Source organism: Fibrella musci, assembly GCF_041321105.1.
In the GTDB taxonomy this organism is placed as follows: Bacteria; Bacteroidota; Bacteroidia; order Cytophagales; family Spirosomataceae; genus Fibrella; species Fibrella musci.
Genome location: NZ_JBGGWD010000001.1, coordinates 93,441 through 116,084 on the forward strand (window position 1 = coordinate 93,441; position 22,644 = coordinate 116,084).

20 protein-coding genes and 3 tRNA genes are annotated in these 22,644 nt (G+C 56.1%); 10 read left to right on the top strand and 13 right to left on the bottom strand.

Going from position 1 to position 22,644, the window contains the following annotated elements:
• Window positions 1-39: 39 nt before the first annotated feature.
• Window positions 40-1,098: a tetraacyldisaccharide 4'-kinase gene (gene lpxK / locus ACAW74_RS00395; protein WP_370696208.1), complete on the bottom strand. Its 1,059-nt coding sequence runs from the start codon at window positions 1,096-1,098 to the stop codon at window positions 40-42.
• 104 nt (window positions 1,099-1,202) lie between these two features.
• Here lpxK and menC point away from each other — a divergent pair, with 104 nt between their 5' ends.
• Both menC and ACAW74_RS00405 read left to right on the top strand, forming a co-directional pair.
• Complete coding sequence (gene menC, locus ACAW74_RS00400) at window positions 1,203-2,291, top strand: o-succinylbenzoate synthase (RefSeq protein ID WP_370696209.1); 1,089 nt, start codon at window positions 1,203-1,205, stop codon at window positions 2,289-2,291.
• Between the two features lie 36 nt (window positions 2,292-2,327).
• Entirely contained in the window at window positions 2,328-4,001 is a 1,674-nt protein-coding gene (locus ACAW74_RS00405; RefSeq protein ID WP_370696210.1) for a M1 family metallopeptidase, read from the top strand.
• A 63-nt stretch (window positions 4,002-4,064) separates the two neighbouring features.
• Here ACAW74_RS00405 and hemF read toward each other — a convergent pair whose 3' ends face one another.
• Window positions 4,065-4,982: an oxygen-dependent coproporphyrinogen oxidase gene (hemF, locus tag ACAW74_RS00410; RefSeq protein WP_370696211.1), complete on the bottom strand. Its 918-nt coding sequence runs from the start codon at window positions 4,980-4,982 to the stop codon at window positions 4,065-4,067.
• A gap of 33 nt (window positions 4,983-5,015) precedes the next feature.
• Window positions 5,016-5,097: transfer RNA gene (locus ACAW74_RS00415), tRNA-Leu, on the bottom strand.
• A gap of 150 nt (window positions 5,098-5,247) precedes the next feature.
• Here ACAW74_RS00415 and ACAW74_RS00420 point away from each other — a divergent pair.
• Complete coding sequence (locus ACAW74_RS00420) at window positions 5,248-5,649, top strand: DUF3127 domain-containing protein (protein WP_370696212.1); 402 nt, start codon at window positions 5,248-5,250, stop codon at window positions 5,647-5,649.
• A gap of 82 nt (window positions 5,650-5,731) precedes the next feature.
• Here the strand turns inward: ACAW74_RS00420 and ACAW74_RS00425 are convergent.
• Window positions 5,732-5,804: transfer RNA gene (locus ACAW74_RS00425), tRNA-Lys, on the bottom strand.
• 81 nt (window positions 5,805-5,885) lie between these two features.
• Between ACAW74_RS00425 and ACAW74_RS00430 the strand changes: the two genes are divergently transcribed.
• From ACAW74_RS00430 to ACAW74_RS00440, 3 genes are all read left to right on the top strand, one after another.
• On the top strand, window positions 5,886-6,620 hold the full coding sequence (locus ACAW74_RS00430) for a hypothetical protein (protein WP_370696213.1): 735 nt from the start codon (window positions 5,886-5,888) through the stop codon (window positions 6,618-6,620).
• Window positions 6,621-6,643: 23 nt separating this feature from the next.
• Window positions 6,644-7,960, top strand: a complete 1,317-nt coding sequence (locus ACAW74_RS00435; protein WP_370696214.1) for an MFS transporter — start codon at window positions 6,644-6,646, stop codon at window positions 7,958-7,960.
• Window positions 7,961-8,006: 46 nt separating this feature from the next.
• Window positions 8,007-8,081: transfer RNA gene (locus tag ACAW74_RS00440), tRNA-Val, on the top strand.
• Window positions 8,082-8,136: 55 nt separating this feature from the next.
• On the opposite strand, the gene ACAW74_RS00445 is transcribed toward ACAW74_RS00440, so the two are convergent.
• Window positions 8,137-8,703 carry an RNA polymerase sigma factor gene (locus ACAW74_RS00445; protein ID WP_370696215.1) on the bottom strand — a complete coding sequence of 189 codons (567 nt, stop codon included), beginning with the start codon at window positions 8,701-8,703 and terminating at the stop codon, window positions 8,137-8,139.
• Window positions 8,704-8,896: 193 nt separating this feature from the next.
• A complete protein-coding gene (locus ACAW74_RS00450; RefSeq protein WP_370696216.1) occupies window positions 8,897-9,694 on the bottom strand; it encodes a hypothetical protein in 798 nt (265 codons plus the stop codon).
• 201 nt (window positions 9,695-9,895) lie between these two features.
• Here ACAW74_RS00450 and ACAW74_RS00455 point away from each other — a divergent pair, with 201 nt between their 5' ends.
• The gene (locus ACAW74_RS00455; protein ID WP_370696217.1) at window positions 9,896-10,429 is read left to right on the top strand and encodes a hypothetical protein; all 534 of its coding nucleotides are present in this window, start codon (window positions 9,896-9,898) and stop codon (window positions 10,427-10,429) included.
• A 278-nt stretch (window positions 10,430-10,707) separates the two neighbouring features.
• Window positions 10,708-11,124 carry a response regulator gene (locus ACAW74_RS00460; protein WP_370696218.1) on the top strand — a complete coding sequence of 139 codons (417 nt, stop codon included), beginning with the start codon at window positions 10,708-10,710 and terminating at the stop codon, window positions 11,122-11,124.
• A 79-nt stretch (window positions 11,125-11,203) separates the two neighbouring features.
• On the opposite strand, the gene ACAW74_RS00465 is transcribed toward ACAW74_RS00460, so the two are convergent.
• From ACAW74_RS00465 to ACAW74_RS00475, 3 genes are all read right to left on the bottom strand, one after another.
• Complete coding sequence (locus tag ACAW74_RS00465) at window positions 11,204-12,547, bottom strand: sensor histidine kinase (RefSeq protein WP_370696219.1); 1,344 nt, start codon at window positions 12,545-12,547, stop codon at window positions 11,204-11,206.
• A 205-nt stretch (window positions 12,548-12,752) separates the two neighbouring features.
• The gene (locus ACAW74_RS00470) at window positions 12,753-13,172 is read right to left on the bottom strand and encodes a hypothetical protein (RefSeq protein ID WP_370696220.1); all 420 of its coding nucleotides are present in this window, start codon (window positions 13,170-13,172) and stop codon (window positions 12,753-12,755) included.
• 102 nt (window positions 13,173-13,274) lie between these two features.
• Window positions 13,275-13,496, bottom strand: a complete 222-nt coding sequence (locus ACAW74_RS00475; RefSeq protein ID WP_370696221.1) for a hypothetical protein — start codon at window positions 13,494-13,496, stop codon at window positions 13,275-13,277.
• A gap of 32 nt (window positions 13,497-13,528) precedes the next feature.
• Between ACAW74_RS00475 and ACAW74_RS00480 the strand changes: the two genes are divergently transcribed.
• Both ACAW74_RS00480 and ACAW74_RS00485 read left to right on the top strand, forming a co-directional pair.
• Window positions 13,529-15,040: a PKD domain-containing protein gene (locus ACAW74_RS00480; protein ID WP_370696222.1), complete on the top strand. Its 1,512-nt coding sequence runs from the start codon at window positions 13,529-13,531 to the stop codon at window positions 15,038-15,040.
• A gap of 26 nt (window positions 15,041-15,066) precedes the next feature.
• Window positions 15,067-16,407 (top strand): sensor histidine kinase, encoded by a 1,341-nt coding sequence (locus ACAW74_RS00485; protein ID WP_370696223.1) that lies wholly within the window; start codon window positions 15,067-15,069, stop codon window positions 16,405-16,407.
• 24 nt (window positions 16,408-16,431) lie between these two features.
• Here ACAW74_RS00485 and ACAW74_RS00490 read toward each other — a convergent pair whose 3' ends face one another.
• The 4 genes from ACAW74_RS00490 to ACAW74_RS00505 all read right to left on the bottom strand — a co-directional run bounded on the left by ACAW74_RS00490 (window position 16,432) and on the right by ACAW74_RS00505 (window position 22,483).
• Window positions 16,432-17,439, bottom strand: coding sequence for a hypothetical protein (locus tag ACAW74_RS00490; protein ID WP_370696224.1), 1,008 nt, complete (start codon window positions 17,437-17,439; stop codon window positions 16,432-16,434).
• Window positions 17,436-20,132: a hypothetical protein gene (locus ACAW74_RS00495; protein WP_370696225.1), complete on the bottom strand. Its 2,697-nt coding sequence runs from the start codon at window positions 20,130-20,132 to the stop codon at window positions 17,436-17,438. The genes ACAW74_RS00490 and ACAW74_RS00495 overlap by 4 nt, the downstream gene beginning before the upstream one ends.
• 120 nt (window positions 20,133-20,252) lie before the next feature.
• Window positions 20,253-21,644 carry a protoporphyrinogen/coproporphyrinogen oxidase gene (locus ACAW74_RS00500; protein WP_370696226.1) on the bottom strand — a complete coding sequence of 464 codons (1,392 nt, stop codon included), beginning with the start codon at window positions 21,642-21,644 and terminating at the stop codon, window positions 20,253-20,255.
• A gap of 77 nt (window positions 21,645-21,721) precedes the next feature.
• The gene (locus tag ACAW74_RS00505; RefSeq protein ID WP_370696227.1) at window positions 21,722-22,483 is read right to left on the bottom strand and encodes a glycosyltransferase family 2 protein; all 762 of its coding nucleotides are present in this window, start codon (window positions 22,481-22,483) and stop codon (window positions 21,722-21,724) included.
• Between the last annotated feature and the right edge of the window lie 161 nt (window positions 22,484-22,644).

The window sequence follows — 22,644 nt, forward strand, 5'->3', positions numbered from 1 at the left end:
TAACCCAAACGACTTCAGCGGTGGTAGTCCGGTGGCTAGTTAACGATTTTTAAGCGTCCAGAGCACCCGATCGGCCAGCGCCGTAGCGTCGGTTTCCTGCCAAAACTGCATCGCTACGGGCAAGTAGGCCAGTGGCAGGGAGGCCATCTCGGCGGGCGTAAAGAGCGCCGCCAGCTTCACCCGGTCTTTTTCGGTGGTCAGCAGCGTATGGCCCGTCGGCAACGTACCCAGCAGCCGATCGACGTCGGCGCGGGTGTAGGGATGATGATCGCCGTAGGCAACATGTTGCACCAGCCCCCAGGTGTCGCGTACATACTGCTCGAGTGGGCGGGCGTCGGCCAGCCCCGATACCAGCAACACCGGCCCGTTGGGCGCCAGCACCTCGTGCGTGCCAAACCGACGGGGCGGGTCGTAGTGCAGGCCCGCAAACCAGACAGGTACGTCCGGACGAGCGTAACGCCGGATCTGGGCCGTGATGTCGGCCCGTTCGGTAGGAGTGGGGTCGTGCGGGCATTTGGTCACAATTACGGCGTCGGCGCGGCGAGCCCCGTGCCGCCGTTCGCGCAGTCGCCCGCCCGGAAAGGGGTGGTCGGTATAAAAAGGACGGTTGTAGTCCATTAGCAACAGATTCAGGTGTGGGCGCACGGCTCGGTGCTGAAAGGCGTCGTCGAGCACCACGGTCCCGATGGCGGGTTGCTCGGCGGCGAGGCGTTGCAGGGCGTTGGCCCGGCGTTCATCCACGCAGATGGTTACCCGGCTGTCGAAGGCCTGATCGCCGAAGGTCTGGTACAGTTGCAGCGGTTCGTCGCCCAGCGTTTCGGCAGTATCGGTGGGGGTGGCGAGGCGAAAACCGCGCGTTTTCCGACCGTAGCCTCGACTGATGGTGGCCAACTGACCGGTCAGGGCCGGATCGACGTTTAAGAGGTACCGTAGCAGGTACGTGACGGCCGGCGTTTTGCCCGTTCCGCCGACCGTCAGGTTCCCCACGGAAAGGCAACATTGTGTGGGGGTGAAACCAGCCAACCAACCCGCGTCGTAGAGCGAATTGCGAAGGTCAAGAAGGCCTCCGTAGAGCGAGGAAAGGGGTTTTAGAACCAATCAGGATGTAACGCTTTAGGTAATAATTTCGTAACATGTTTTTGCTGATGGGCCAAAAGTAGTAGTTTTAACCGTCCCTTATTTCTACGCCCACCCTCGTCCCAATGAGTCTCCAGGTCAGCTACCTGAAATATACCCTGCACTTCACGTTCGAGGCCGGCACCTCGCGGGGGACGCTTACCCAGAAAGACTCCTACTTCCTTCGACTGGTCGATACTGACCAACCCGACGTGGTTGGCTACGGTGAATGCGGCCCCCTGAAAGGCCTCAGCCTCGATGATCAGCCCGACTTTGAAGACCGACTGGCCGACTACTGTTCCTACTTCAATCAGCTTGATCTTCAACTGTTTGACTGGAACGTACCTATCGTCTTAAACCAACTTATCAGCCAGCAATATCCGAGCATTTTGTTTGGGTTTGAAACTGCTATGCACGACTTTCTGTCGGGCGGTAAACGGTTCATTCGCGAGAACGAGTTTGTGCACGGCCGGCGGACCATTCCGATCAACGGGCTGGTCTGGATGGGATCACACGAGGCCATGCGCGCGCAGATCGACCAGAAACTGGCGGCGGGATACACCACTATCAAGCTCAAAATCGGGGCGATCGACTTCGATCAGGAATGCGCCCTGCTGGGCTACATCCGCGAACGGTACAGCCCCGAGCAGATTACGCTGCGCGTGGATGCCAACGGCGCTTTTCGGCCCGACGAGGCAATGGGCAAGCTGGAACGGCTGGCCTACTATGGCCTGCATTCGATCGAACAACCCATCAAACCCGGTCAGCACGAGCTCATGGCCGAGCTATGCCGCCATACGCCCGTGCCCATCGCCCTCGACGAGGAACTGATCGGGCACATGGAATACGTCGATAAGTTTCGGTTGCTGAAGAAAATTCAGCCGCAGTACGTGATCCTGAAACCAACGTTGCTGGGTGGTTTGCGCCACTGCGACGAATGGATCGAACTGGCCAACCGCCTCGGCATCGGCTGGTGGATCACCTCGGCGCTGGAATCGAATATCGGCCTGAACGCCATTGCCCAGTACGCGGCTCAGTTTAAGAACCTGATGCCGCAGGGGCTGGGCACGGGGCAACTCTACCACAACAATATCGACAGCCCGCTACGGATCGATCACGGCACACTTCGCTACGACCCCGCCGTTTCCTGGCATCTGAATGGAATCAGTCTGTAAAGCCGCAACGGGTTGCGGCTTTCTTGTTTAACGCCTATGAAAACGCTTTCTTCTCGTTTTAAAACCAGTTTGGCCTGCCTGGCGGGTACGTTGCTGGCTTTGTCGGCACACGCCCAATCGAGCGATCTGCTGCCGGGCGCGGGTGGTTTTACCCGCGCCGATACCCTCCGCGGCACGCTCACGCCCGAACGTACCTGGTGGGATCTGCGGCATTACCACCTTCAGGTACGTGTCAACCCCACCGACAGCACGATCAGCGGCCGGAACGATATTCGGTATAAGGTGCTGAAGTCGGCGCAGGTACTTCAGATCGACCTACAGAAGCCGATGCGGCTGGTGCGGGCCACGCAGGATGGGCAGGCACTGGCGGTGCGGTCGGAAGGCAACGCGCATTTTGTAACGCTGCTGAAAAAACAACAACCCGGTCAGACCGAAACCGTGACAATCGAATACGACGGTAAGCCGATCGTGGCAAAACGGCCGCCCTGGGATGGGGGCTTCACTTGGGCGCGCGACACCAACAAAGACTGGTTTATCGCCACGTCGTGCCAGGGGCTGGGCGCGTCGGCCTGGTGGCCCTGCAAAGACCATATGTCCGACGAGCCTGATTCCATGCTCATCAGCGCGACCGTCCCGAAACCGTACATGGATGTCTCGAACGGCAAACTCCGCCGCGTAATCGACCATGCCGATAGCACCCGCACGTTTGAGTGGGCGGTGGTCAACCCCATCAACAATTACGGCGTCAACCTGAACATCGCCAGGTACGTTAGCTGGACCGACACCCTGCGGGGCGAGAAGGGCGTACTGCCACTGTCGTTCTATGTACTGCCCGCCTTCGAGCAGGCGGCGCGGCAGCAGTTCCGGCAGGCCAAAACCATGCTACACGTGTTTGAGCACTGGTTTGGCCCGTATCCGTTCTACGAAGACGGCTACAAGCTGGTGCAGACGCCCTATCTGGGCATGGAACACCAAAGCTCGGTGACCTACGGCAATCGGTTTCGGAATGGTTACCTGGGCAACGACCTGTCGGGTACGGGCTGGGGTCTGAAGTTCGACTTTATCATCATCCACGAGTCGGGGCACGAGTGGTTCGCCAACAACATCACCTACAAAGACATCGCCGACATGTGGATTCACGAAAGCTTTACGGCTTATTCAGAATGCCTGTTTGTGGAATCGCTCTACGGCAAAAACGCCGGGGCGCAGTATGTGATCGGCACGCGGGCTCGGATTATGAATGACCGGCCTATCATCGGCACCTACAACGTCAACCACGAAGGCTCCGGCGACATGTATTACAAAGGCTCCAACATGCTGCACATGGTGCGGCAATGGGTCGCCAACGACGAAAAATGGCGGCAGATTCTGCGCGGGCTGAACAAAACGTTTTACCATCAGACCGTCACGACACAACAGATCGAAACGTACCTGATCAAGCAAACAGGTCTGCCGCTGCAACCGCTGTTCAACCAGTATCTCCGCGACACCCACATCCCTGTGCTCGAGTACAAACTCAGCAAAGAAGGGGTCGCGTATCGGTGGACCAACTGTCAGGCTGGCTTTACCATGCCCGTGCGCCTTTGCCTGAACGAGGCCGGTCCCCGCAGACTGGTAACACCCACCACGACCTGGCAAACGCTCAAACAGCCCGATGCCAAAGCTGTTACCGTCGACGCCGATTATTACGTAATCGTGCGCGGCTTGTAGAGACGCAACCGCAGCGGCGGACCATCCTGGCATCTCCCGCGCGTCGGCAATGACGAATCAGCCTCACACCCAGTCGACGCCCTTCCGCAGCCAGGCAAGGGTGTCGGCTTCGGGCGATTCGGGGTCGGGCTGGTAATCGTAAATCCAGTTGGCCATCGGGGGCATGCTCATCAGAATCGACTCGGTTCGGCCGTTAGTTTCGAGGCCAAATTTGGTGCCCCGGTCCCAAACGAGGTTGAACTCTACGTATCGGCCCCGGCGCAGGCCCTGCCAGCGCTGTTCGCGCTCAGTACAGGGTACGTCGCGGTTCTGTTGCATAAAGTGGGTATAGATGGGCGCAAAGGCCTCGCCGACGGCCTGCCAGAACGCATACAGGTCGGCTTTACTAACGGCGTCTGTGGTGGTCAGGTAGTCGAAGAAAATACCGCCGATGCCGCGCGTTTCCTGCCGGTGGGGGATAAAAAAATAATCGTCGGCCCACGTCTTGAATTTGGGGTAGTAGGCCGGATTGTGCCGGTCACAAACGGTTTTAAGTTGCTCATGAAACCAGCGGGCATCGTCGGGTACCACGTAGTGCGGCGTCAGGTCGATACCGCCGCCAAACCAGTACTGCCCCGTGCTCATCTCGAAATACCGGATGTTCATGTGAATGATCGGCACGCGCGGGTTGCGCGGATGTAGCACAATCGACACGCCCGTTGCGTAGAACGTCGGCGCACTGTCGCCAGTGTGGTCGGTCAGGTTCAACTGGCGTAGCGTGGCGGCGGAGGCTTCGCCGTGTACGGCCGAAAACCCTACGCCGCCTTTTTCGATCACGGCGCCATCCGACAGCGTGCGCGACCGGCCACCGCCGCCGCCGGGCCGCTGCCACTGATCTTCCCGAAAGCGCCCCGTGCCGTCGGCGGCTTCCAGCGCCTGACAAATTCGATCCTGTAACCCTTGCAGGTACGTTGTAATCTGGTCGCGTGTTGGTTGCTCCATAACAGAAAAGGCCCCCGAACCGGGAGCCTTTTGTGACCACGAGTGGACTCGAACCACCATGCCTTGCAGCACCACCCCCTCAAGATGGCGTGTCTACCAATTTCACCACGTGGCCGTGTTTGATTGTGATGCAAAAGTAGGCGTTGCCGCGAATAAAGTCAACGGAAAAGGCCCAAATTTGGGTAAAAATTCGTAATTTCGATCAGTAAATGATAGCCCTGAGAATGGTTATCGACATCATACATTAACTGAAACAGAACGCATTATGGCACTCGAATTGGTCGGTAAACTCGTTAAAACAATGCCCGAAGTAACGGGTCAGGGCAAGAACGGCGCGTGGCAAAAACAGGAATTTGTAATCGAAACCTTCGATCAGTTTCCTAAAAAAGTGTGCCTTTCGCTCTGGGGTGATAAAGTGAACGACCTGAAACAGTATGCACCCGGCGACAGCCTGAAGGTGAGCCTGAATCTGGAATCGCGTGAGTACAACGACCGCTGGTATACCGAAGCGCGGGCGTGGCGTATTGAGCCCGCCGACGCCGCCGAAGGTGGTCAGCCGCAGGCACAGGCCGCCCCGGCCGCAAGCCGCCCCCGGGCTGCGCAGCCGACTGCTACGCCGTTCAACGCCTCTTTCGACGACGACAACTCCGGCGATCTGCCGTTTTAAGAACGTTCAATGTTTAAAGTCTCACGTTCAACGTAACAAAAAAGGGAATGACCGTGTGGTCATTCCCTTTTTTGTTACTTAGTGATCCGGCTGGGATTCGAACCCAGGACCCATACATTAAAAGTGTATTGCTCTACCAGCTGAGCTACCAGATCGGCCTGATTCAGGTGCGGAACAAATGACCGTTTCCCGAATTGCGATGCAAAACTATTGCGTAAATTGGCCCAATGCAAGCCATGCACGTAAAAATATTCCTATTTCTGCTCAGTTTTCTGGCAGGTGGCTGGGCCTCAGTAGGATGGGCGCAATCAGCGTCCTCGCCCGATCCAGTTCGTCGTGCCGATTCGCTGTTCCGGCAGGGGCAATGGCCCGAAGCAGCCCTGCTGTATGAGTCGGCGATGGCGGCGGGTCAGCCCGCTTCCGACCCCATGTTGCTCAAACTCGCCCGAGCCTACGAGAAACAGGGCGACGTGGCCAAAGTGCTGTACTGTCTGCAAGTGTACTTCAAGCGCCACCCCGACGAGGCGGTTTTGCGGAAGATGAACGACATTGCCCGTCTCAACAGCCTGACCGGCTACGAAACCAGCGATCTGAATTATTTTTACCTGTTTTACCGCCAGTACGGCGTCTACCTGCTGTTGCTGCTGCTGTTGCTGGGGGCCTACGTATTTGGCGTGCTGCTTATCAAAACCATTCGGCAGGAATCGACCTCCAGCCGACTCAAAACGCTGATTCTGGCGTATCTGGTCGTGTTGCTGATTTTCGTGAACCTGCCCGAAGGCTACGAGTCGGGAATTACCAACGCCAGTGCGGTGCTACTCCGCACCGAACCCTCGGCGGCGGCACCCGTTGCCCTCACGCTGGGGCGGGGTAACAAGGTAAATATCCTGAGCAGTACCGACATTTGGTGGCGTGTTTTTTACAACAACCGGCTCTATTACGTCCGTAAAGACCGTTTGTGGATTATCTAACCCCCTTTACAACCTTCCTCTTTATGAAAAATGACCCTCGTGTTGTGCGCGCTTGGACGCTCTACGACTGGGCCAACTCGGTTCACTCGCTGGTGATCGTGTCGAGCATCTTCCCGGTTTACTTTTCCGCGACGGCGCTTAATGAATCGGGTGGGCCGGTGATCGACTTTCTCGGCATCCAGATCAAAAACTCGGTGTTATTCTCCTATACCGTATCGGCGTCGATGCTGCTGGTGGCCTGTATCAGTCCCTTCAGCACGGCCCTCGCCGACTACAGCGGTAAGAAAAAACGATTCATGAAGTTTTTCTGCTACACGGGCTCGCTGGCTTGTGCGCTGCTGTATTTCTTTACCCGTGATACCACCACGTTCGCGGTATTTTGCTTCGCCTGGAGCCTGGTCGGCTGGGCGGGCAGTATCGTGTTTTACAACTCCTATCTGCCCGATATCGTCACCGAAGATCAGTTTGACCGGGTGAGTGCACGCGGGTTCTCGATGGGTTACCTGGGCAGTGTGTTGCTGATGGTGTTCAACCTGATGCTGATTCTGAAACCCGACTGGTTTGGCGGTATCAGCAGCGCTATGGCCTCCCGCATATCGTTCCTGACGGTGGGGCTGTGGTGGTTCGGTTTCGCTCAGATTCCGTTTCGGGTGCTGCCAGACGGGGTAAAGAAGTCCGGTCAGCAGGCCGATGGTAACTGGCTGTTCAACGGGTTTCGGGAACTCCGGCTGGTGTTTAATCAACTGAAGACGCAGACGCTCACCAAGCGGTTTCTGATTGCCTTCTTCGTGTACAACATGGCCGTACAGACGGTGATGTACGTAGCCACGCTGTTTGGCTCCGATGAGTTGAAAATGGAGGGAAGCGCGCTGATCATTACCATCCTGCTGATCCAACTGGTGGCGATTCCGGGGGCCTACGCCTTTGCGCGGCTGTCGGAGCGGATTGGAAATACCTACGCGCTGATGTGCCTGGTAGTAATCTGGATTGGTATCTGCGTAGCGGCCTACTACGTGACGACACAAAATCAGTTTTTCATCGTGGCGGCCATTGTAGGCCTGGTGATGGGCGGGATTCAGTCGCTCTCGCGGTCGACGTACTCGAAATTACTACCGCAGACGACTGATACGGCTTCGTATTTCAGCTTCTATGATGTCTGCGAAAAGCTGTCGATCGTGTTCGGTACGTTCATTTATGGGTACGTTGAGCAACTAACGGGCAGCATGCGGAACAGTATTCTGGCGCTGTTGGGCCTGTTTATCATTGGGTTAGTGCTACTGTACCGGATCCCTTCGCAAAAAGTCTACGGCGAGCCATTGAAAACACCCGAAGTTGCTTAATTTTGCAGCCCAACCAGCTGCCAAATTATCGGCAAACGGGCGGTACAGGATGTTAGCTCAGTTGGTTCAGAGCGCCGCCTTGACAGGGCGGAGGTCAGCGGTTCGAGCCCGCTACGTCCTACTTCATCACGCTCTCGGAAACCGCTTTATTGGCGGTTTTCGTCGTTTTGGGCGGGTTAGTAAGCTACTTCGCACAGGCGCTTCACCCGATCGCGTGAGCGTTTCAGCCGCATCTTCACCGCGCTATCCTGAATGTTCAGTTGCGAGCCGATCTGGCGCACGTCGAGGCCGTCCTGATACTTCAATCGCAGAATGCTGGCGTCCTGGCTCGAGATGCTGCTCATAGCCTTGCCCAACTGTTGCAGGCTCGATTCCAGCGTTTCGGCGGCATCGTCCTGGCGGAAAGTGGGGTAATCATAGCTTTCGTCTAACTGAGCAACTGGCAGGCGTTTGGTCAGGCGCAGTTGATCCAACACGTAATTGTAGGCGATTGAATACAGCCAGGTCGAGAACGACGAGCGGCCCTGGAACCGATCCAGACGGGAAAACATCCGAATGAAAATGTCATGGGCGTAATCCTGGGCAAGTTCGGCGTCGCGGGTCATCGACAGACACCGGCGATAGACTTTCTGCTGGTAGCGGTTATAGAGCAGTTCGAAACAGTAGCTGGGGCGGGTTGTAAAGTAAGTCTGGATAACGAGTTCGTCGGTGAGTGACTGCTTAGTAGATGAGATGGCGTACATGAGTTAGGACTGGTTTACCGGGTGCTTCGTGGTTGATGAGTCAAAGGTTGCTCTTCTACAAAGAATCATATGAAGGTTTTCGATAAACAGCATGTATTGCCCGTTTTTTGGAGAAAATGGCGATTTATGGGCTGCTGAGGCCGATAAACGGTAATCAACTGGCTGGGTGTCAGGTGGCCGAAACTGCCCCCGATTAGTTGATGTTGATCCCGACGGTGAGGCCGAGCCAGGGTTGCTGGCGATACACCCAATAGTGGTTGTTGCGGTCGGCCAGATTCTCGAATCCCAGCGCCAGGCCGGCTGTCAGGCCTTTGTAGCCTACGATGGCGGCCAAACCATAATTCACCCCGAGCGCTTCGTATTCGCTGTTGACCTGCCCATCGGTATTGAATTCGTTGACGACGACGGGATTGATGCTGACCAACGTACCCAGCCCAAAGCTGAACGACTCCACGTCGGAGCGCCGTTCGCCCCGAAAAAAGATGTTACGGAAACGGCCCTGATCGTAACGGATGCCGGTATACAGGCCAATGTTGGCGTTGGTGGCCAACTGCCCCGGCCGGGCGTCGGTGGGGAAGCGGTATTTGAACGGAATGGTAAACAGGTCGATGTCGAACGAGGTCAGCTGGTAATAAAACCACGGACTTTTTTCCTCGACGGTTCTGATGCGGGGTGTATAGCTCAGAAACAGCACTGCCGTTGAATCGGCCTGATCGAGCGTCTGGGCGTTCTGGTCGGCTGGGGCTAGTGTATGGGGTACAAAGCTGGCAAACAGCGTATCTGATCGTTTATAAAGAGCCGCCTGGGCGGGCTGCTGCAACCGCTTAGCGGTCACGGTGCCCTGCCTGTCGGCAACATAAAGGGTCTGGTTGGCACGTACCTGATAGATACGATTAAGCTCCATGATATCGGTATGCGAACTGACACTGGCGCAGCCCGACAGTAGCCCCAACAGCGCGATTGGGGGCAGGAAACGGCAAGAGAAAAGCATAGACAGAAGCGGGCAATTCAATCAGGCGGCAAGTTCAGCATTAAGGCCTATAAGGCAAGGCGTCGGCTGTTGCGGAGGGCGGCCATTTAGCCGGATTCGGCGGGTTCATCGGACGCTTTTTCCGGTTCATCGGGGGGAATGTTTCTGGCGCAGCGGGGCGCTGTCAACTTTGCTTCCGTAAACAACAACTTCGTTACACCAATGAAAAAATTCATCTTCCTGCTGCTGTCGGTGGCAGCGCTCAGCACCAGTTGTAAAAAAGATACCGACGTAGTGCCCGGTGGCCACATGGATTCGCAGGCCGTGGGTAAATGGATGTATGGCTCGTTTGCGATGGCCGATTTCTGGTCGTACGATGGCACGTATCAGGGGAAACCCTTCGAGTTGGCCGTCGTGTTTGACTTCAAAACCAATGGTACGTATGAGAAGTACTTTGTGGCTTCGACCAACGACTACAGCAATTGCCGCACGCAGGCTTTCACCTACGAAAAAGGCAGCGTGAACTTCGACGAAACCGACGGCTCATTTACTACTACGCCCACAGAGGGGCACTATCGGGGTTTTTATTCCTGCATACCCAGCAAAAACATTGACCGAAAGATGGAGCGTTCAGAACTGAAGGCGCAGACCTATTACTATACCCTGCAAACCGGCAGCAACGGCAAGCCTACGATCGTGGTGCGCTTCAACCGGGGTGACACCAACGTCAGTACATTCCTGCCTACAACATGGTAGCCGCGTTGGTACTGGTTTGGCTTATGGGCCGCTTCAGCAATAACTGAAGCGGCCTTTTTAGTGAATAGATGGTAATGCGAAGCCCTTGCTCATCACCCGATAAGCAACCCATAAACCGGTTCGCTGTGGTCTAAGTCTATCAGCAGCAAGGCTATACATCGCCCGGCTGCTGGGCATGGGTACGGAATTTGTAATCAGCCTCACTAAGCAGTACAACAAATCCTATTCAACGAAGGGCTTCATGCTTGCCGATTGAGCCTGATCTTAATGCCTATGCTATGATCTACGTAGTTGATGATGCGGCTGACTATCTCTTTTTAGTGCAACAAGTCTTCAAACTGTTTCTGCCTCAGTATGCGGTACGTTTTTTCGCGGATGGGCTCGATCTGATGCAACACATAGACCAGACGGATGATCCGATCCTGCCAAGCGTGATTGTGCTCGACGTGGATATGCCCAAATTAGATGGTTTACAGACACTTGAACGGCTAAAACAGCTACCTGGCTGGAAAGTAGTCCCGGTGGTGATGATCAGTAACCGAACCGACGAACAGTTCGTAGTGGCCTGTTATAAAAGAGGAGCTAGCTCTTGCCTGGTCAAACCGTTAAACATCAATGAGTTACGCCGGAACATGGAATTGCTGGGCCAATACTGGGTAGATTTGAACCGGCTACCGACTAACGTTATTCAGTAAACGATGGGCCGCGTAATCGCATGCCAAATGAGGCTGGGTACGTTTTGGGGCAACACTGGGGTCATTTGTGCACAATACGTTACCGATCGATTTTACGCACGGCCTGCTGCGTGTGGAGCAGCGGTAACGTAACCCGAAACCAGCCGTCAACTTCTTCGATGCGCGGTTCGGCCCGGTTGAGCAGCCGATATTTGTCGGTAATATTGGACAGCCCCACCCCGTTGGACTCGACCCGGAGCGTGCGGCGTTGCACGTTGTTTTCCACCAGCAGTTGCCCGTCTGGGGTAATGCCGATGCGGATCGTCAGGGGTTGATCAGGCAGGGCGATGTTGTGCTTGACGGCGTTTTCGACTAGCAATTGCAGCGTCAGTGGCGGAATCAGGGCCTCCAGGTACGTGTCGGGAACCGCCATTTCGGGGCAAACCCGCTGTCCGTAGCGGGTCTTTAACAGGTGAAAATACGATTGAATAAACCGCAGCTCCATGCCCACGGTGGTTAGCTCGCTGTCGTTGGTACGCAGCAGATACCGGTAAACGCTGCTCAATTCATCGACAAAATCGCCTGCCTGCCGGGGACTTTCGTCGATCAGCGAGGAGAGTGAAGTCAGGCTATTGAACAGAAAATGCGGGTTGATCTGGCTTTGCAGCGCCCGCATCTGCACCTCGGTTTTTTCCTGCTTGAGTCGTTCGAGCGACAGGGCGGCTTCGAGGTGTTCGCGCTGATGTTGCTCGCGCTCGCGGGCCAGTTGCTGCTCCACGACGGCCTTGCGGACAGCCTCGCGCCGGTGCCGGTAGGAGATTCCCAACGCAAAGAAAATCAGGTCGAAAACCACGCCCATCTGCACAAACAGATCGGGGTGTTGCCAGAAAGGCATCTGCAGACTGTAATTCGGCGATCGAATCAGCAGTAGCGTGGTAATGAGGTGGTTGAGCAGCAACGACGCCGTTCCCGCCACAAAGAGCCGCGCCACGGTATCCTTCGACCGGTAGAACGTGACGATGATGTAGCCACCAACGCCCATGAGCGCAAACCGCACCGGCTGTAGCAATAGGCTGTGCAGGTTGGTTTGCCAGAAATCGGTGAACAGGTAAACGTACGTGTTCGTCAGAATGTACAACAGCAGCGCTACCTGCACCCACCGGATCCAGCGCCGTAGCCGGGGGCGGTGGCTCAGGTCGAGAAACAGGTTGGCCAGTTCCAGGTAAAGCATGTAGCCCGAATACGACAGCAGGACTTTGTAAACGTTGCTGATGTTTTTGGGTAACTCAAAATGGTTGATGGTGAAGTAAATGGCCCAAACCGTGGTGTACAGCGTGTAGAGGCCGTAAATGCGTTCGCGGTACATGAACCACTGCACCAGATTGGCCAGCAGCATGGACAGCACCATGCCCAGAAAAAGTGGCGACCAGACTTCGTAGGTCATGGCAGAAGGTCAGGGAGTTAGGCAATTGATAAAGGTGTTAAAAATAGCGTTGATTCGGAAACAATTGTGGTGCGCCCGGCCCAGTCATCGACCGTCGGCCGGGTCTATTGACTGAACGCGATGGTGTTAATCTATACAGGCGAACTCGGAGAGTGGTCCGCCTCACTGCCACCGGGTTGTAGAGGAGGCCGTGAGGCGGGTTAGGTCAGCGCTTGCCGCGCAACGTGATGGTACCGGCCTGCGTGTGGCCCAGCACCTCGATCGTGCCATTCTGGTAACTACCTGCGTTCTGGTCAGCCGCCGAGAGCAAAATTTTACCTGACTGCCGGGTCAGGTCCACGTTACCCAAGTCGATGTCGCTCTGTTCCTTCGTGGCTTTTTCGACGATAATCAGGTGCAGGTTCACGGCGCTATCGTCGACCTTCGTGGCGTTGATTGTGCCCGAATAATCGGCCAGCGACAACGTACCTGACGGAGCCTGAGCGTAGGTGAGCTGGTACGTACCGGCCACCTCGGCGGCAGGTGCGGTGGGCTGCGGATCGACCGGATTGCTCTTTTTGCAGGATTGGACGAAGGGCATCAGGGTCAATAGCCCCAGAAGTAAGGCATGTGAAGCGCGTTTCATAGCATTGTTGTTTTTGGTTTATGCCCCAAAACACGGCTGCGTCGCCCGCGTAGGAAAGACGTATGCCGGTCAATCGTCTTTTTTAGTGGATCATGCGGTAAATCAGCCGATGAACCGTATCTGCCCCGCCAACACCAGAGTTGGTGCGCGTCCGCCCTGATACTTCTTTGGTTTAACCAGTCGCTGCCCGGCCGATCCCGCCTGTTGAGTGACGACTCGCAGCGGATGACAGGGTACCTGCGTCGCTTCACCGGCGGGTTTTTCCGTTTCATCGAAGTTGGCGGCCCGGCCCGGTGGGCGGGGGAGATAGGTTTGTGGCGTCAAACAACAAATCGGCAGCCACTGCCACCCCGCACATGAACACAACAACGTACCCCTACGCCCGAATTACCTTTACAGCCTGCAAATGGGCTTTTTTATGGCTGGTAGCCAGTTTATGGTTACTCACCGGTTGCAAAAAAGACACCGACACCAACCCCAAACCAGTGGGTTCGGTGGTGGCCAACGCCGGTCCCGATCAGCCCGTGCAGGTAGGGCAGACGATCACGCTCGACGGCTCAGCCTCAACTGATACCGACGGCAAGCCCCTAACGTACCTGTGGACGATTGTTCGTAAACCCGCCAAGAGCACTCTTACGTTATCGGATGTTGCGTCGGTCAAACCAACGTTTAAAGCCGACGAGGTGGGCGAGTATGAATTTGAGCTGACCGTCAGCAGCGCCAACGGTAAAGCTACCGACCGGATCGTGGTGGCGGCATCGGTGGCTGAACCGCTGGCCATTACCAGCAACATCACGGTCAAAACAACCCTCATCGACCGGATCGTAAACCCCGACCTGCCCGATTATATCGTAACGAAGTCGATCGACGTAACCAACGAACTGACCATCAACCCCGGCGTGGTGATCGCTTTTGAGCGCGATGTACGGATGAACGTGAACGACGGCGGTGGGTTGCTGATCGCGAAAGGAACCGCTCAGCAGCGCATCAAACTGGTGGGTGTGCAGAAAACCAAAGGCTATTGGGTGGGTATTGCGCTCTATTCGGGTAGCAACGCCAACAGCCTGGAATACGTCGACGTAATGCATGCCGGGAGCCGACCGCTCTACAGCACCACCAAGGCGGCCTTGTATATGTCGGGTGGTAGCAAAGCCCAGATTGCGCTGAAAAATACCCAGTTTGCCCAGAATGACGGCTACGGCGTGTATGTCTACGAAGGAGGTATCCTGCGCGAGTTTCAGGAGAATGCGTTTTCCGGCCAGACCGAAGCGGGTATCCTGCTCGACGCGGCTAACGTGGCCAAACTCGACTATGCCTCGACGTTCAAAGGCAATAACGGCCGCGACGTAGTCGAGATAACGCCTTCGGCCATTACCGGGGCTCAGGAAGTGGTATGGCCTGGTTTTGCCGATAAAGCAGCGTACCGGCTGACGGGCGATCTCAGCGTGAACGCGGGCTTCAAACTCAACCCCGGCGTGACCCTGGAAATGAACCGCGACGCGACGATCCTCGTCAACACCAGCGGGTATCTGTCGGCCAAAGGTACGGACACCGAAAAGGTAATCTTCACGGGGGCCAACCGCACGGCTGGCTACTGGCGGGGCATTATCTGTTACTCGGCCAACAATAAGAACGCGCTGGACAACGCCGAAGTCAGCCATGCCGGGAGCATCGCCATCGTATCGGGCAAGAAAGCCAATGTCGCCATCTATGGTACCCGGGCGGCCATGAGCATTACCAAAACGCGCATCAGCAACAGCGGTGGCTACGGTGTCTTTGTCAGCTACGGCGCATCGGCCAATACCGACCTCAACACCGCCAATACGTTTACCAGCAACGCATCCGACAACGTGCTGATCGAGAAATAACCGTCATTACCCTCATTACACAGCTCATGACCTTTCAGACGTGGGGCTCGGTCTTTACCGGAATGGTCTTGTCGATCATGTTGCTGAACGTGGTGCAGTGGGCAACGTACCGGGACCGTAGCTATGGGTTCTATACGCTCTACATGCTGGCCTGGCTTTTTTACTTCGGCTTGCGGGTGTATGCCTTCCGGGACTGGTTTTCAGTTGAAACCAACCATTTTGTTCGGGCGGCTGCACCCATGGGGGCTTATTATGTCTACTTCGATTTCGCCGACGCGATCCTGGATATGCGTCGGCGAATCCCCCGTTTCTATCGGCAGTTGCAGGCCGTGAAAATTGGTATTATCGCCTATGTGTTGCTTCAGTTCGTGTTATGCTACGGCCTGATATGGCACCCGACGCTTTACGAAAGCTCGTTTATCGTGATGCGTCTGGCAATGGCTGCCCTTGGGGTGCATGGCATCCGACAGATGTACAAATTGGGTGACCCCGTCTCGCAGGTCTATGCGCTCGGTACGGGTTACCTGCTGACGGGAGGGCTAACGGCCATGTTTTGGTCGTTGGCTTGGCCGGCCGAAGACTGGGCGGGGCCTTTCTGGCGGGTTTCGCTGACGTACATGCAACTGGGCATCATTGCTGAATTGGTCTGTTTTACGCTGGGCCTTAGCTACCGTCAGCGCCGTGCTGCGGTGAGTAGCGCTGTTATGGAGCAGGAACTGAACCAGGAACGCGAAAAGCACCACCGCGATCAGCTGGAAGCCGAACTGGCCGTGCAGCGACTCGAACAGGAAAAAAACGAGGTGCACATCCGGGCGTTACAGGCGCAGGTCAATCCGCATTTTCTGTTCAATAGCCTGAATTCACTCTCGGCGTTGATCGAAGATGATGCCCAACAGGCTACACGCTTTCTGGACGAATTGAGCTCGGTGTATCGTTACCTGCTGCGGGCTAATGAACAAATGCTGACCTCGCTGGCCGCCGAACTGTCCTTTATCCAGTCGTATAGCCACCTGTTACGAACCCGGCACGGCGACGCGCTGCGGATTGTGTGGCATATAGCCCCGCCCCTGATGAACCGGCAACTGCCACCCCTGACGCTTCAGTTGCTGATGGAGAATGCCGTCAAACACAACGTTGCCCTACCTGACCAGCCCCTCACGATTGCCATCACAACCGACGAACACGACCGGCTGGTGGTACGAAATAATGTGCAGCGGAAAACCGTCCGGGTTGCCTCAAACGGTGTAGGGCTGGCCAACATCTGGACCAAATACCAGATGTTGAATCAACCCGCCCCCGTGATTCTCGAACGGGAAGGATACTTTGTGGTATCGTTGCCACTACTCGACGCTGGCAGCGAAGAATGACCGTCCGAAAAGAAGCACTGGGTGCTAAAGCCATTGGCGCAGGGCATCGAGCCAGATGGTGCGGCCTGCGCAGTTCCAGTGTGTATCGCCTTTAGAATAGAGCGGCACCCGACTGCGCCGGTAAGGGGCATACGTATCGAGCACGGTCAGCCGGAGGTTGGGGTGTTGCTGAATGCGTTCGATCAGGTGGTTGTAAGCACCCCGGTCCTGCTCCAGCATGGTTACCTTGTTCGGAATGATCGACAGCACTACCTCGTCGAAGCCGGCCTTGCGGTAATGATCGGCGGCCACGTTCAGCTTGAGTACCAGACTGTCCAGGTACGTATCCCGAAGGGGCGTAAAGGCCGACGATAACGGGTGGTTAATATCCAGATTGGTGAAGATGGCCTGCCGGTCGGTCGATAGCTCCACCTGATCGCTGTAGCGGTCGAAAAGCGCCAGATTGATCGAGGCTTTGACTTCGCGAAACCACAGAAAAAGATCGCGGCTGAACATCAGGGTTTCCAGCCGTTCTTCTATCCCTTTGGACTTGATCCAATCCACCAGCGTATGGCCCCATTGGGTTGACTCGTCTTGTGGACCGTTCGTTCCAGTTGTGTCGCTAACCACATTGATATTGTACGTTGGAGTGGGTTCGACGTGTTGCCGAAAATGCCGTTCCACCGATTCGATGACCAAGACGTTGCGTCGGGTTGTGTCTAGCTGAACGGCCCGGTCGCGGTCCCGATCCCAATGAAAATAATAAAGGGCGTGGATAGGCAAATCAGCTTTGGCCAACCGGCCGGGTTCTGTGAAGCTGTCACCAATGAGGTAAAGGTCCGTACGCGATGTATCCGGATAAGTTGCGGGTGGCGAGCAGGGCGTAACCGGTTCTTTAAACTGGGGCAGGCTGGAAAGCCGGTATAAATCGCCGAACCGGTAATCGTCGGGAATGAATCCGACCTGATACAGTTCGTGCATGACGGTTCGCGAACAGCCCCCCAGCCAAAGCAGGCTGGCGACAATAAGGACGGTGTAGCGGAGTAGTTTCATTGGATACGAATGCTAAAAAGCTGTACGGCTTTCTGAATGCTGCTGACAATATACAATTCACCAGCCTGATCATCGAATTGCAGCGTAACGGGGAAGTCGCTGGGAATGGGCCGGTCGCCGATGCGTTGGCCGCTGCGGTCATACAGGGTGGTGAATGGGCCCGATTTTACCGCCAGAACTTCGACGCCCGCTCCCAGGCGGTGGTACTGCACGTGAGTTTGGTCGGGGTGCAGGTTGCGAAGTTCAAACAACCGGCTGCCAGCTTCATCGAGCACGGCCATGTCGGCGTCGGTGGTGCGCAGGATGAGGTAGCCGGTTTGTTCCGCATCGGGGAAGAGCCGGAACTGCCCCCCGCGCAGGGGCCGGTATAATTGCTTGCGGGTGACGACCTGACCGTTTTCATTCAGGGTATAAAGGTTACCCGACTGGCTGATGGCCGCCAGCTGCCGTTGCGCCGGTAACCACAAACAAGGTCCGGTAAAGCGGAGGCTGTCGTTGGGTACGTTGAGGTTGGCCGGAAAATGAGCTGCCTGCGCTACCGGTTTATCGGCTTGCATGACCCACCGGTTGACGAGGTTATTTTGCTGTAAACCAGTAACCTCTAAGTGTCCGTCCTGGTCAATCACCTGAAAAGGCAGGAGCAGCGGTGCGGGCCGTTGCGGGCTAAACAGCCGGATCAGCCGTTGCTGTTTCCGGTCAAGGGCATAGACAGAACCAGTGCGGTGAGCCATCAGCGCAACCAGATCGGGTTGGCGGCTACTGCCTTTGGGGAGCGCCAGATAGGTTGTTTCGATGCCTTCCGGTAAACTGAGCCGTTGCAGTTGGACCCGTCGGTTGCCCAGATCTGCGATGTAAAGCGACCGGCGGGTCATAAAGGCATACTGCAACCGCCCGTTATTTCGCCAGTCGATGGCCACCACATTACTCTGGATGGCACCATCCGTCGTGTCCTGCACGATTTTGTCTTTCTCGGTCGTCAGCAGCACAAACTGCCGGGCACTGTTCTGCGCCCAGATTTGCGCCGCCGGATCCGATAGGCGCCCAACCACCACGGGCGAGGCGATCAGGCTGGCATTGAACGGAATACGCTTACGCAGCAACAGCCGGTTCAATACGCTGGTATCGGAACGTTGGGTGCCCCGGCCCAGCACCAGTGTCGACAGCACATTCTCCCGACCATAGGTTGCCTGATAGGCCACGTTATCAACGTTGGCAAAGGGCGCCGGGCCCATCAGGGCCTGCCAGCTAGCGGGCCATTGCGCCAGAAATGCCGAGCCCGAACGGGGTAGGCGGGTGAAGGTAGTGAGGTGAGCGGGACGTAGCGTTTGACTCACCAGTGGCCCTAACCGTCGGTCGGAAGCCCACACGCTGTTAGCATCCAGCGCCAGCAGGTACGTTTGCAGGGCTTCTTCCGAATTGGCCAGTAGCACATACGAACCGTGCTGGGTGATCCAGCTTTGGGGGAAACCAGCAAACAGCGACGACAACAGAGTGGCCGGTAGCTCATCAACGGGCAGGGGGAGCAACTGATGCCGCAGAAACGAGCGAGGCGTAGCCCGCCGGGCACCCGGCGCGAGCTGATAAGCAATCCGTTGCAGACTTTGGGCTAACTGACGGGCATCACGGGCTTCCAGCAGCAACACCTGACCCGCCGCGCTGGCATTGGCTTCCAGCCGACACAGGAGCAGATCGCCCGCCAGCGTCTGGTAAAAGTCGGGTAAGAATGGCCGGATACGGGCCAGCCGTTTTTTTAGCCGGTCGGTGCCGCCCGATTTGAGCAACTGCGTAATCGCCTGACCGAACCGGGGGCCGTCGGAGAGGCTGATGTGGTAAAAGGTGGCCGTTTGCTGGGGAATAAGGCTGCTGTTGCGAATCCGGTGGGGTGTTTGCCCGGCAAAGAGGTTGGCAACCGTTTGCCGGTTACCCAGCGGATCGGAGGCAAACCCCAGCCAGTGGGTGGGTGACGCCGACCGCCGAAACTGGAACGTGAGCGATTCGGGAATGAACACCCGCAGCAGTGAGGAACTGATCTTCGGGTCGCCTACGAGCCCACTAAGTACGTCGGGGCGGATATAAACGCTGGCGACATTATCGGCCGAAGCTGGAAAGGTAATGCCCGACGTTGACCGGAACGATTGACTTAAATGCCGGGCTACGTTTTCGAGCAAAATACCCGATGGGCTGCCGATCAGGTACGTGTCGCGCAGCAGGTATGACCCATACACGCGGTTGCTGAGGTCGCGTAGTTCGAAGATGGTTTGCCCGTCGAATTCCCGACTGAGCACACGAAACCGATTGGGGTCGGGTTGTTGCAACTGCGCCAGAAACGCGTTGTCGCCCGCCTGCACCGGCACGTAAACGATAAAATCCAGCGTGTTTTTCGAGACGGGATGCAGGGAATAACGCACCGCCTTATTCTGCAAAAAAGCCTTCTGCTGCGTCGAGTCGACGGCGTTGAGCAGTCGTTGTAGCCGGTTGAGGGCTACGTTGAAAAGCGGTAGCTGTTGCAGCGACATGGCCCGCGACCCTGCTTTGGGCGCTAGTTGCAGATCGCGGCTTTCGATAATCAACTGGGCGTCGGGGGGGACACTGGCAGCCAGCGTCTGCTGCGCGCGTCGAATCGATCGATAGCCCAGCCAGCCGAGCAGCAGCACCAGCCCTGCGCCCGCCAGCCACCAAACGGGTTTTCGCATGGTATCAGTCATGGGTCATTCGCTTCGCTGTCATCAGTCAGTGGGATAGGTGGCTAATTTACAGACAGTTTAGTCATCGCTACGCACGGGGTGATGGCAGCGAAGCGAACGAACCGCGTACTATTTGCCCCACATGGCGTTGGCCGTATCGGGGAAGAAGAGCGTCAGCTCAGGTACGTCGTTAACGACGCGGTTGGCCCATTCGACCCCCTGCATCAGCGAGTGGTCCTGGTTGCTAACCTCGTATTTCCAGGCACCGAACCGACCGCGTGATTTAATACCGAAGGGCTCCAAAGCAGGCAACACCTGTTTCAGAATACCATCGCGCTCTACCGACGGTGTGGGGTAGCCGTAATCAAAAGCCTTGTGGAACGTCGACACAACATCGTTGGCCGAGTCGATCAACTGATCGTCGATCAGGGCTTTGATGGTGTCCTGGATGAGTGTTTCGCGGTCGACTGGCTTGGCCGACGATTCGCTGGTTTCGGTCATCAGCGACCAATACTGCTCCGAATCCGGCACATTATTGGGGCTGTAGTTCGAGAAGACCGTTACGCGGTAATAGGGGCTGTTCGACTCGGGAAAGTACATCCAGCACATGGTTTTCAGGCTGTCTTTCGGTTTGCCTTTCAAGCCAATGCCCACCACGTTGGTCGACGAGTGTTTCAGGCCCTGCGCCGTCTCGACGATGGCGGGGTCGAGTCCTTCGACGTGCCGGGTGAAGATATCGAGCGGCACGGTGCTGAGCAGGTGATCATACGTGATGGTTTCGCCATCAGCCAACACGATCGTTTTTTCGGGGCCAATGACTTTCTGTACCGTCGCGTTCAGCTTGATCTTATCGCGCCCGACGAGGTTCCCCACCGACTCCCAGATACCGCCCGTGCCGCCCTCTTTCGGGAACTGGAACGTGCTGTTGGGACCCCACGAGAAATCGTCCTGATCGAAGAGGATGTTTTTCGTAACGCGGCCAAGATCCGTAACGGCCACCCGCTCACCCACCCAAACGGCATTCATTTCTTCGGTGGGGTAGGCCCACACCTTGAAATTGTAGGGGAACATAAACGTTTCAGCCAGACCTGGGCCAAACGTTTGCAGAATCCACTCGCGGAAGTTTTTCGGTTTCTGCGTGGTGGGGTTCTTATACACGTGGATGATGCCTTCCAGACACTTCCACATGGTTTCGGGGGTAAGGTACTTGATGTTGTTCTGGAATGGGTAGGGCACGAACCGGTTTTCGATCCAGACCCACGATTCGCGCTGGTGCCGCAGCCAGCCGTCTTCGCCCAATGCTTTGAGCATCAGGTCATCAAAGTATTTATAGTGCGAGAATTGCACGTGGCCGCCCACGTCCCAGGTGAAGCCTTTTTCGTCGACGAAGCTCTTGGAAAGACCACCAATCCGGTTTTCTTTTTCCAGAACAACGAAGTCCGTAACGCCTAGTTCTTTGAGCCGATAGGCAGCGCCCAGCCCGGTTGGGCCCGAGCCGATAATAACGTATTTAGTATGCATGGGTGAAATGCCTTGGCCCCGCAGGAAGGCGCAATAAACGTGGAGTATACCTCATTGGGACACGATGAGGCAATGCTTTATGCCGCAACAGGTTCGGGCTTTCGCAGTGCGGCTACTTTCCGGCTGAGATCCAGCCGAAACTGAGCTAATTCTTTGAAACTCTGGAAACACACTTTCAACAGTTTCCATTTCAGAATCGACACCGTACCGGTTTGCCGCTCTTTGTGCGTAATGGGAATGTTGAAGAGGTCATTGCCCGCTTTTTTAGCCATAACGGCCAGAAAGATATTGGGCGCAAATGGGGTTGGGGTAGGCAGCTGAGCCAGCAGCTTTTTGAGGAAACTACCCCGGATAAGCCGGAACGGAATGTTACTGTCTTTGATGTAGGTGCCGTAGATAAGGAAAATACTCAGCCGCAGAATCCGCGTAATGACCAGCCGGGCGAGGGCATCGTATCGAACCTCGCGGCAACCCAGCACAAACGGCGTATCGAACCGCTTGGCCCACAGCTTGGCAAAATCTTCGGGCACAAACTGATCATCGCTGTCGGTCTGAAAAACGTATTCTGAATCGATGGCTACGGCCTGCCGGTAGGCATTGACAACCGCGTTGCCGTGGCCGCCGTTGGGCTGATGCACCACGATCAGGTTGGGGAAGTTCGGTTTAATTTCGTCGAGGATAGCACCCGTACGATCGCGAGAGCCATCGTTTACCACAATTAAGCGCGTAGTTTCAGTCGGGAATTGCTTAGTCAACAAAGATGACCACATCGCTACAACGTCAGCTATACAGGCTTCTTCGTTGTAGGCAGGCATGACAATCGACAATAAGACACTCATGTAGAATAGATCGGTAGTTACGCGCTAAAAAAGAGCAATCGCGTTGGGTTATCTGGTAGGTAAACTGAGCAAAGATACGTATTTGTTCGGCCTCCCCGCCCCAACGGCCCCTTTCCTTAGGCATTGGTTATTGATTGGGACTATTTATCGCGCTCACCCGG

What these genes read in the sequence shown, in the direction of transcription:
- ACAW74_RS00435 (WP_370696214.1), top strand. Translation starts at nt 6,644, where the DNA reads ATGAAAAATGACCCTCGTGTTGTGCGCGCTTGGACGCTCTACGACTGG.
- hemF (WP_370696211.1), bottom strand. Translation starts at nt 4,982, where the DNA reads ATGGAGCAACCAACACGCGACCAGATTACAACGTACCTGCAAGGGTTA.
- ACAW74_RS00500 (WP_370696226.1), bottom strand. Translation starts at nt 21,644, where the DNA reads ATGCATACTAAATACGTTATTATCGGCTCGGGCCCAACCGGGCTGGGC.
- ACAW74_RS00465 (WP_370696219.1), bottom strand. Translation starts at nt 12,547, where the DNA reads ATGACCTACGAAGTCTGGTCGCCACTTTTTCTGGGCATGGTGCTGTCC.
- ACAW74_RS00485 (WP_370696223.1), top strand. Translation starts at nt 15,067, where the DNA reads ATGACCTTTCAGACGTGGGGCTCGGTCTTTACCGGAATGGTCTTGTCG.
- menC (WP_370696209.1), top strand. Translation starts at nt 1,203, where the DNA reads ATGAGTCTCCAGGTCAGCTACCTGAAATATACCCTGCACTTCACGTTC.
- ACAW74_RS00505 (WP_370696227.1), bottom strand. Translation starts at nt 22,483, where the DNA reads ATGAGTGTCTTATTGTCGATTGTCATGCCTGCCTACAACGAAGAAGCC.
- ACAW74_RS00405 (WP_370696210.1), top strand. Translation starts at nt 2,328, where the DNA reads ATGAAAACGCTTTCTTCTCGTTTTAAAACCAGTTTGGCCTGCCTGGCG.
- ACAW74_RS00455 (WP_370696217.1), top strand. Translation starts at nt 9,896, where the DNA reads ATGAAAAAATTCATCTTCCTGCTGCTGTCGGTGGCAGCGCTCAGCACC.
- ACAW74_RS00430 (WP_370696213.1), top strand. Translation starts at nt 5,886, where the DNA reads ATGCACGTAAAAATATTCCTATTTCTGCTCAGTTTTCTGGCAGGTGGC.
- ACAW74_RS00445 (WP_370696215.1), bottom strand. Translation starts at nt 8,703, where the DNA reads ATGTACGCCATCTCATCTACTAAGCAGTCACTCACCGACGAACTCGTT.
- ACAW74_RS00460 (WP_370696218.1), top strand. Translation starts at nt 10,708, where the DNA reads ATGATCTACGTAGTTGATGATGCGGCTGACTATCTCTTTTTAGTGCAA.
- ACAW74_RS00490 (WP_370696224.1), bottom strand. Translation starts at nt 17,439, where the DNA reads ATGAAACTACTCCGCTACACCGTCCTTATTGTCGCCAGCCTGCTTTGG.
- ACAW74_RS00480 (WP_370696222.1), top strand. Translation starts at nt 13,529, where the DNA reads ATGAACACAACAACGTACCCCTACGCCCGAATTACCTTTACAGCCTGC.
- ACAW74_RS00450 (WP_370696216.1), bottom strand. Translation starts at nt 9,694, where the DNA reads ATGCTTTTCTCTTGCCGTTTCCTGCCCCCAATCGCGCTGTTGGGGCTA.
- ACAW74_RS00495 (WP_370696225.1), bottom strand. Translation starts at nt 20,132, where the DNA reads ATGCGAAAACCCGTTTGGTGGCTGGCGGGCGCAGGGCTGGTGCTGCTG.
- ACAW74_RS00470 (WP_370696220.1), bottom strand. Translation starts at nt 13,172, where the DNA reads ATGAAACGCGCTTCACATGCCTTACTTCTGGGGCTATTGACCCTGATG.
- ACAW74_RS00420 (WP_370696212.1), top strand. Translation starts at nt 5,248, where the DNA reads ATGGCACTCGAATTGGTCGGTAAACTCGTTAAAACAATGCCCGAAGTA.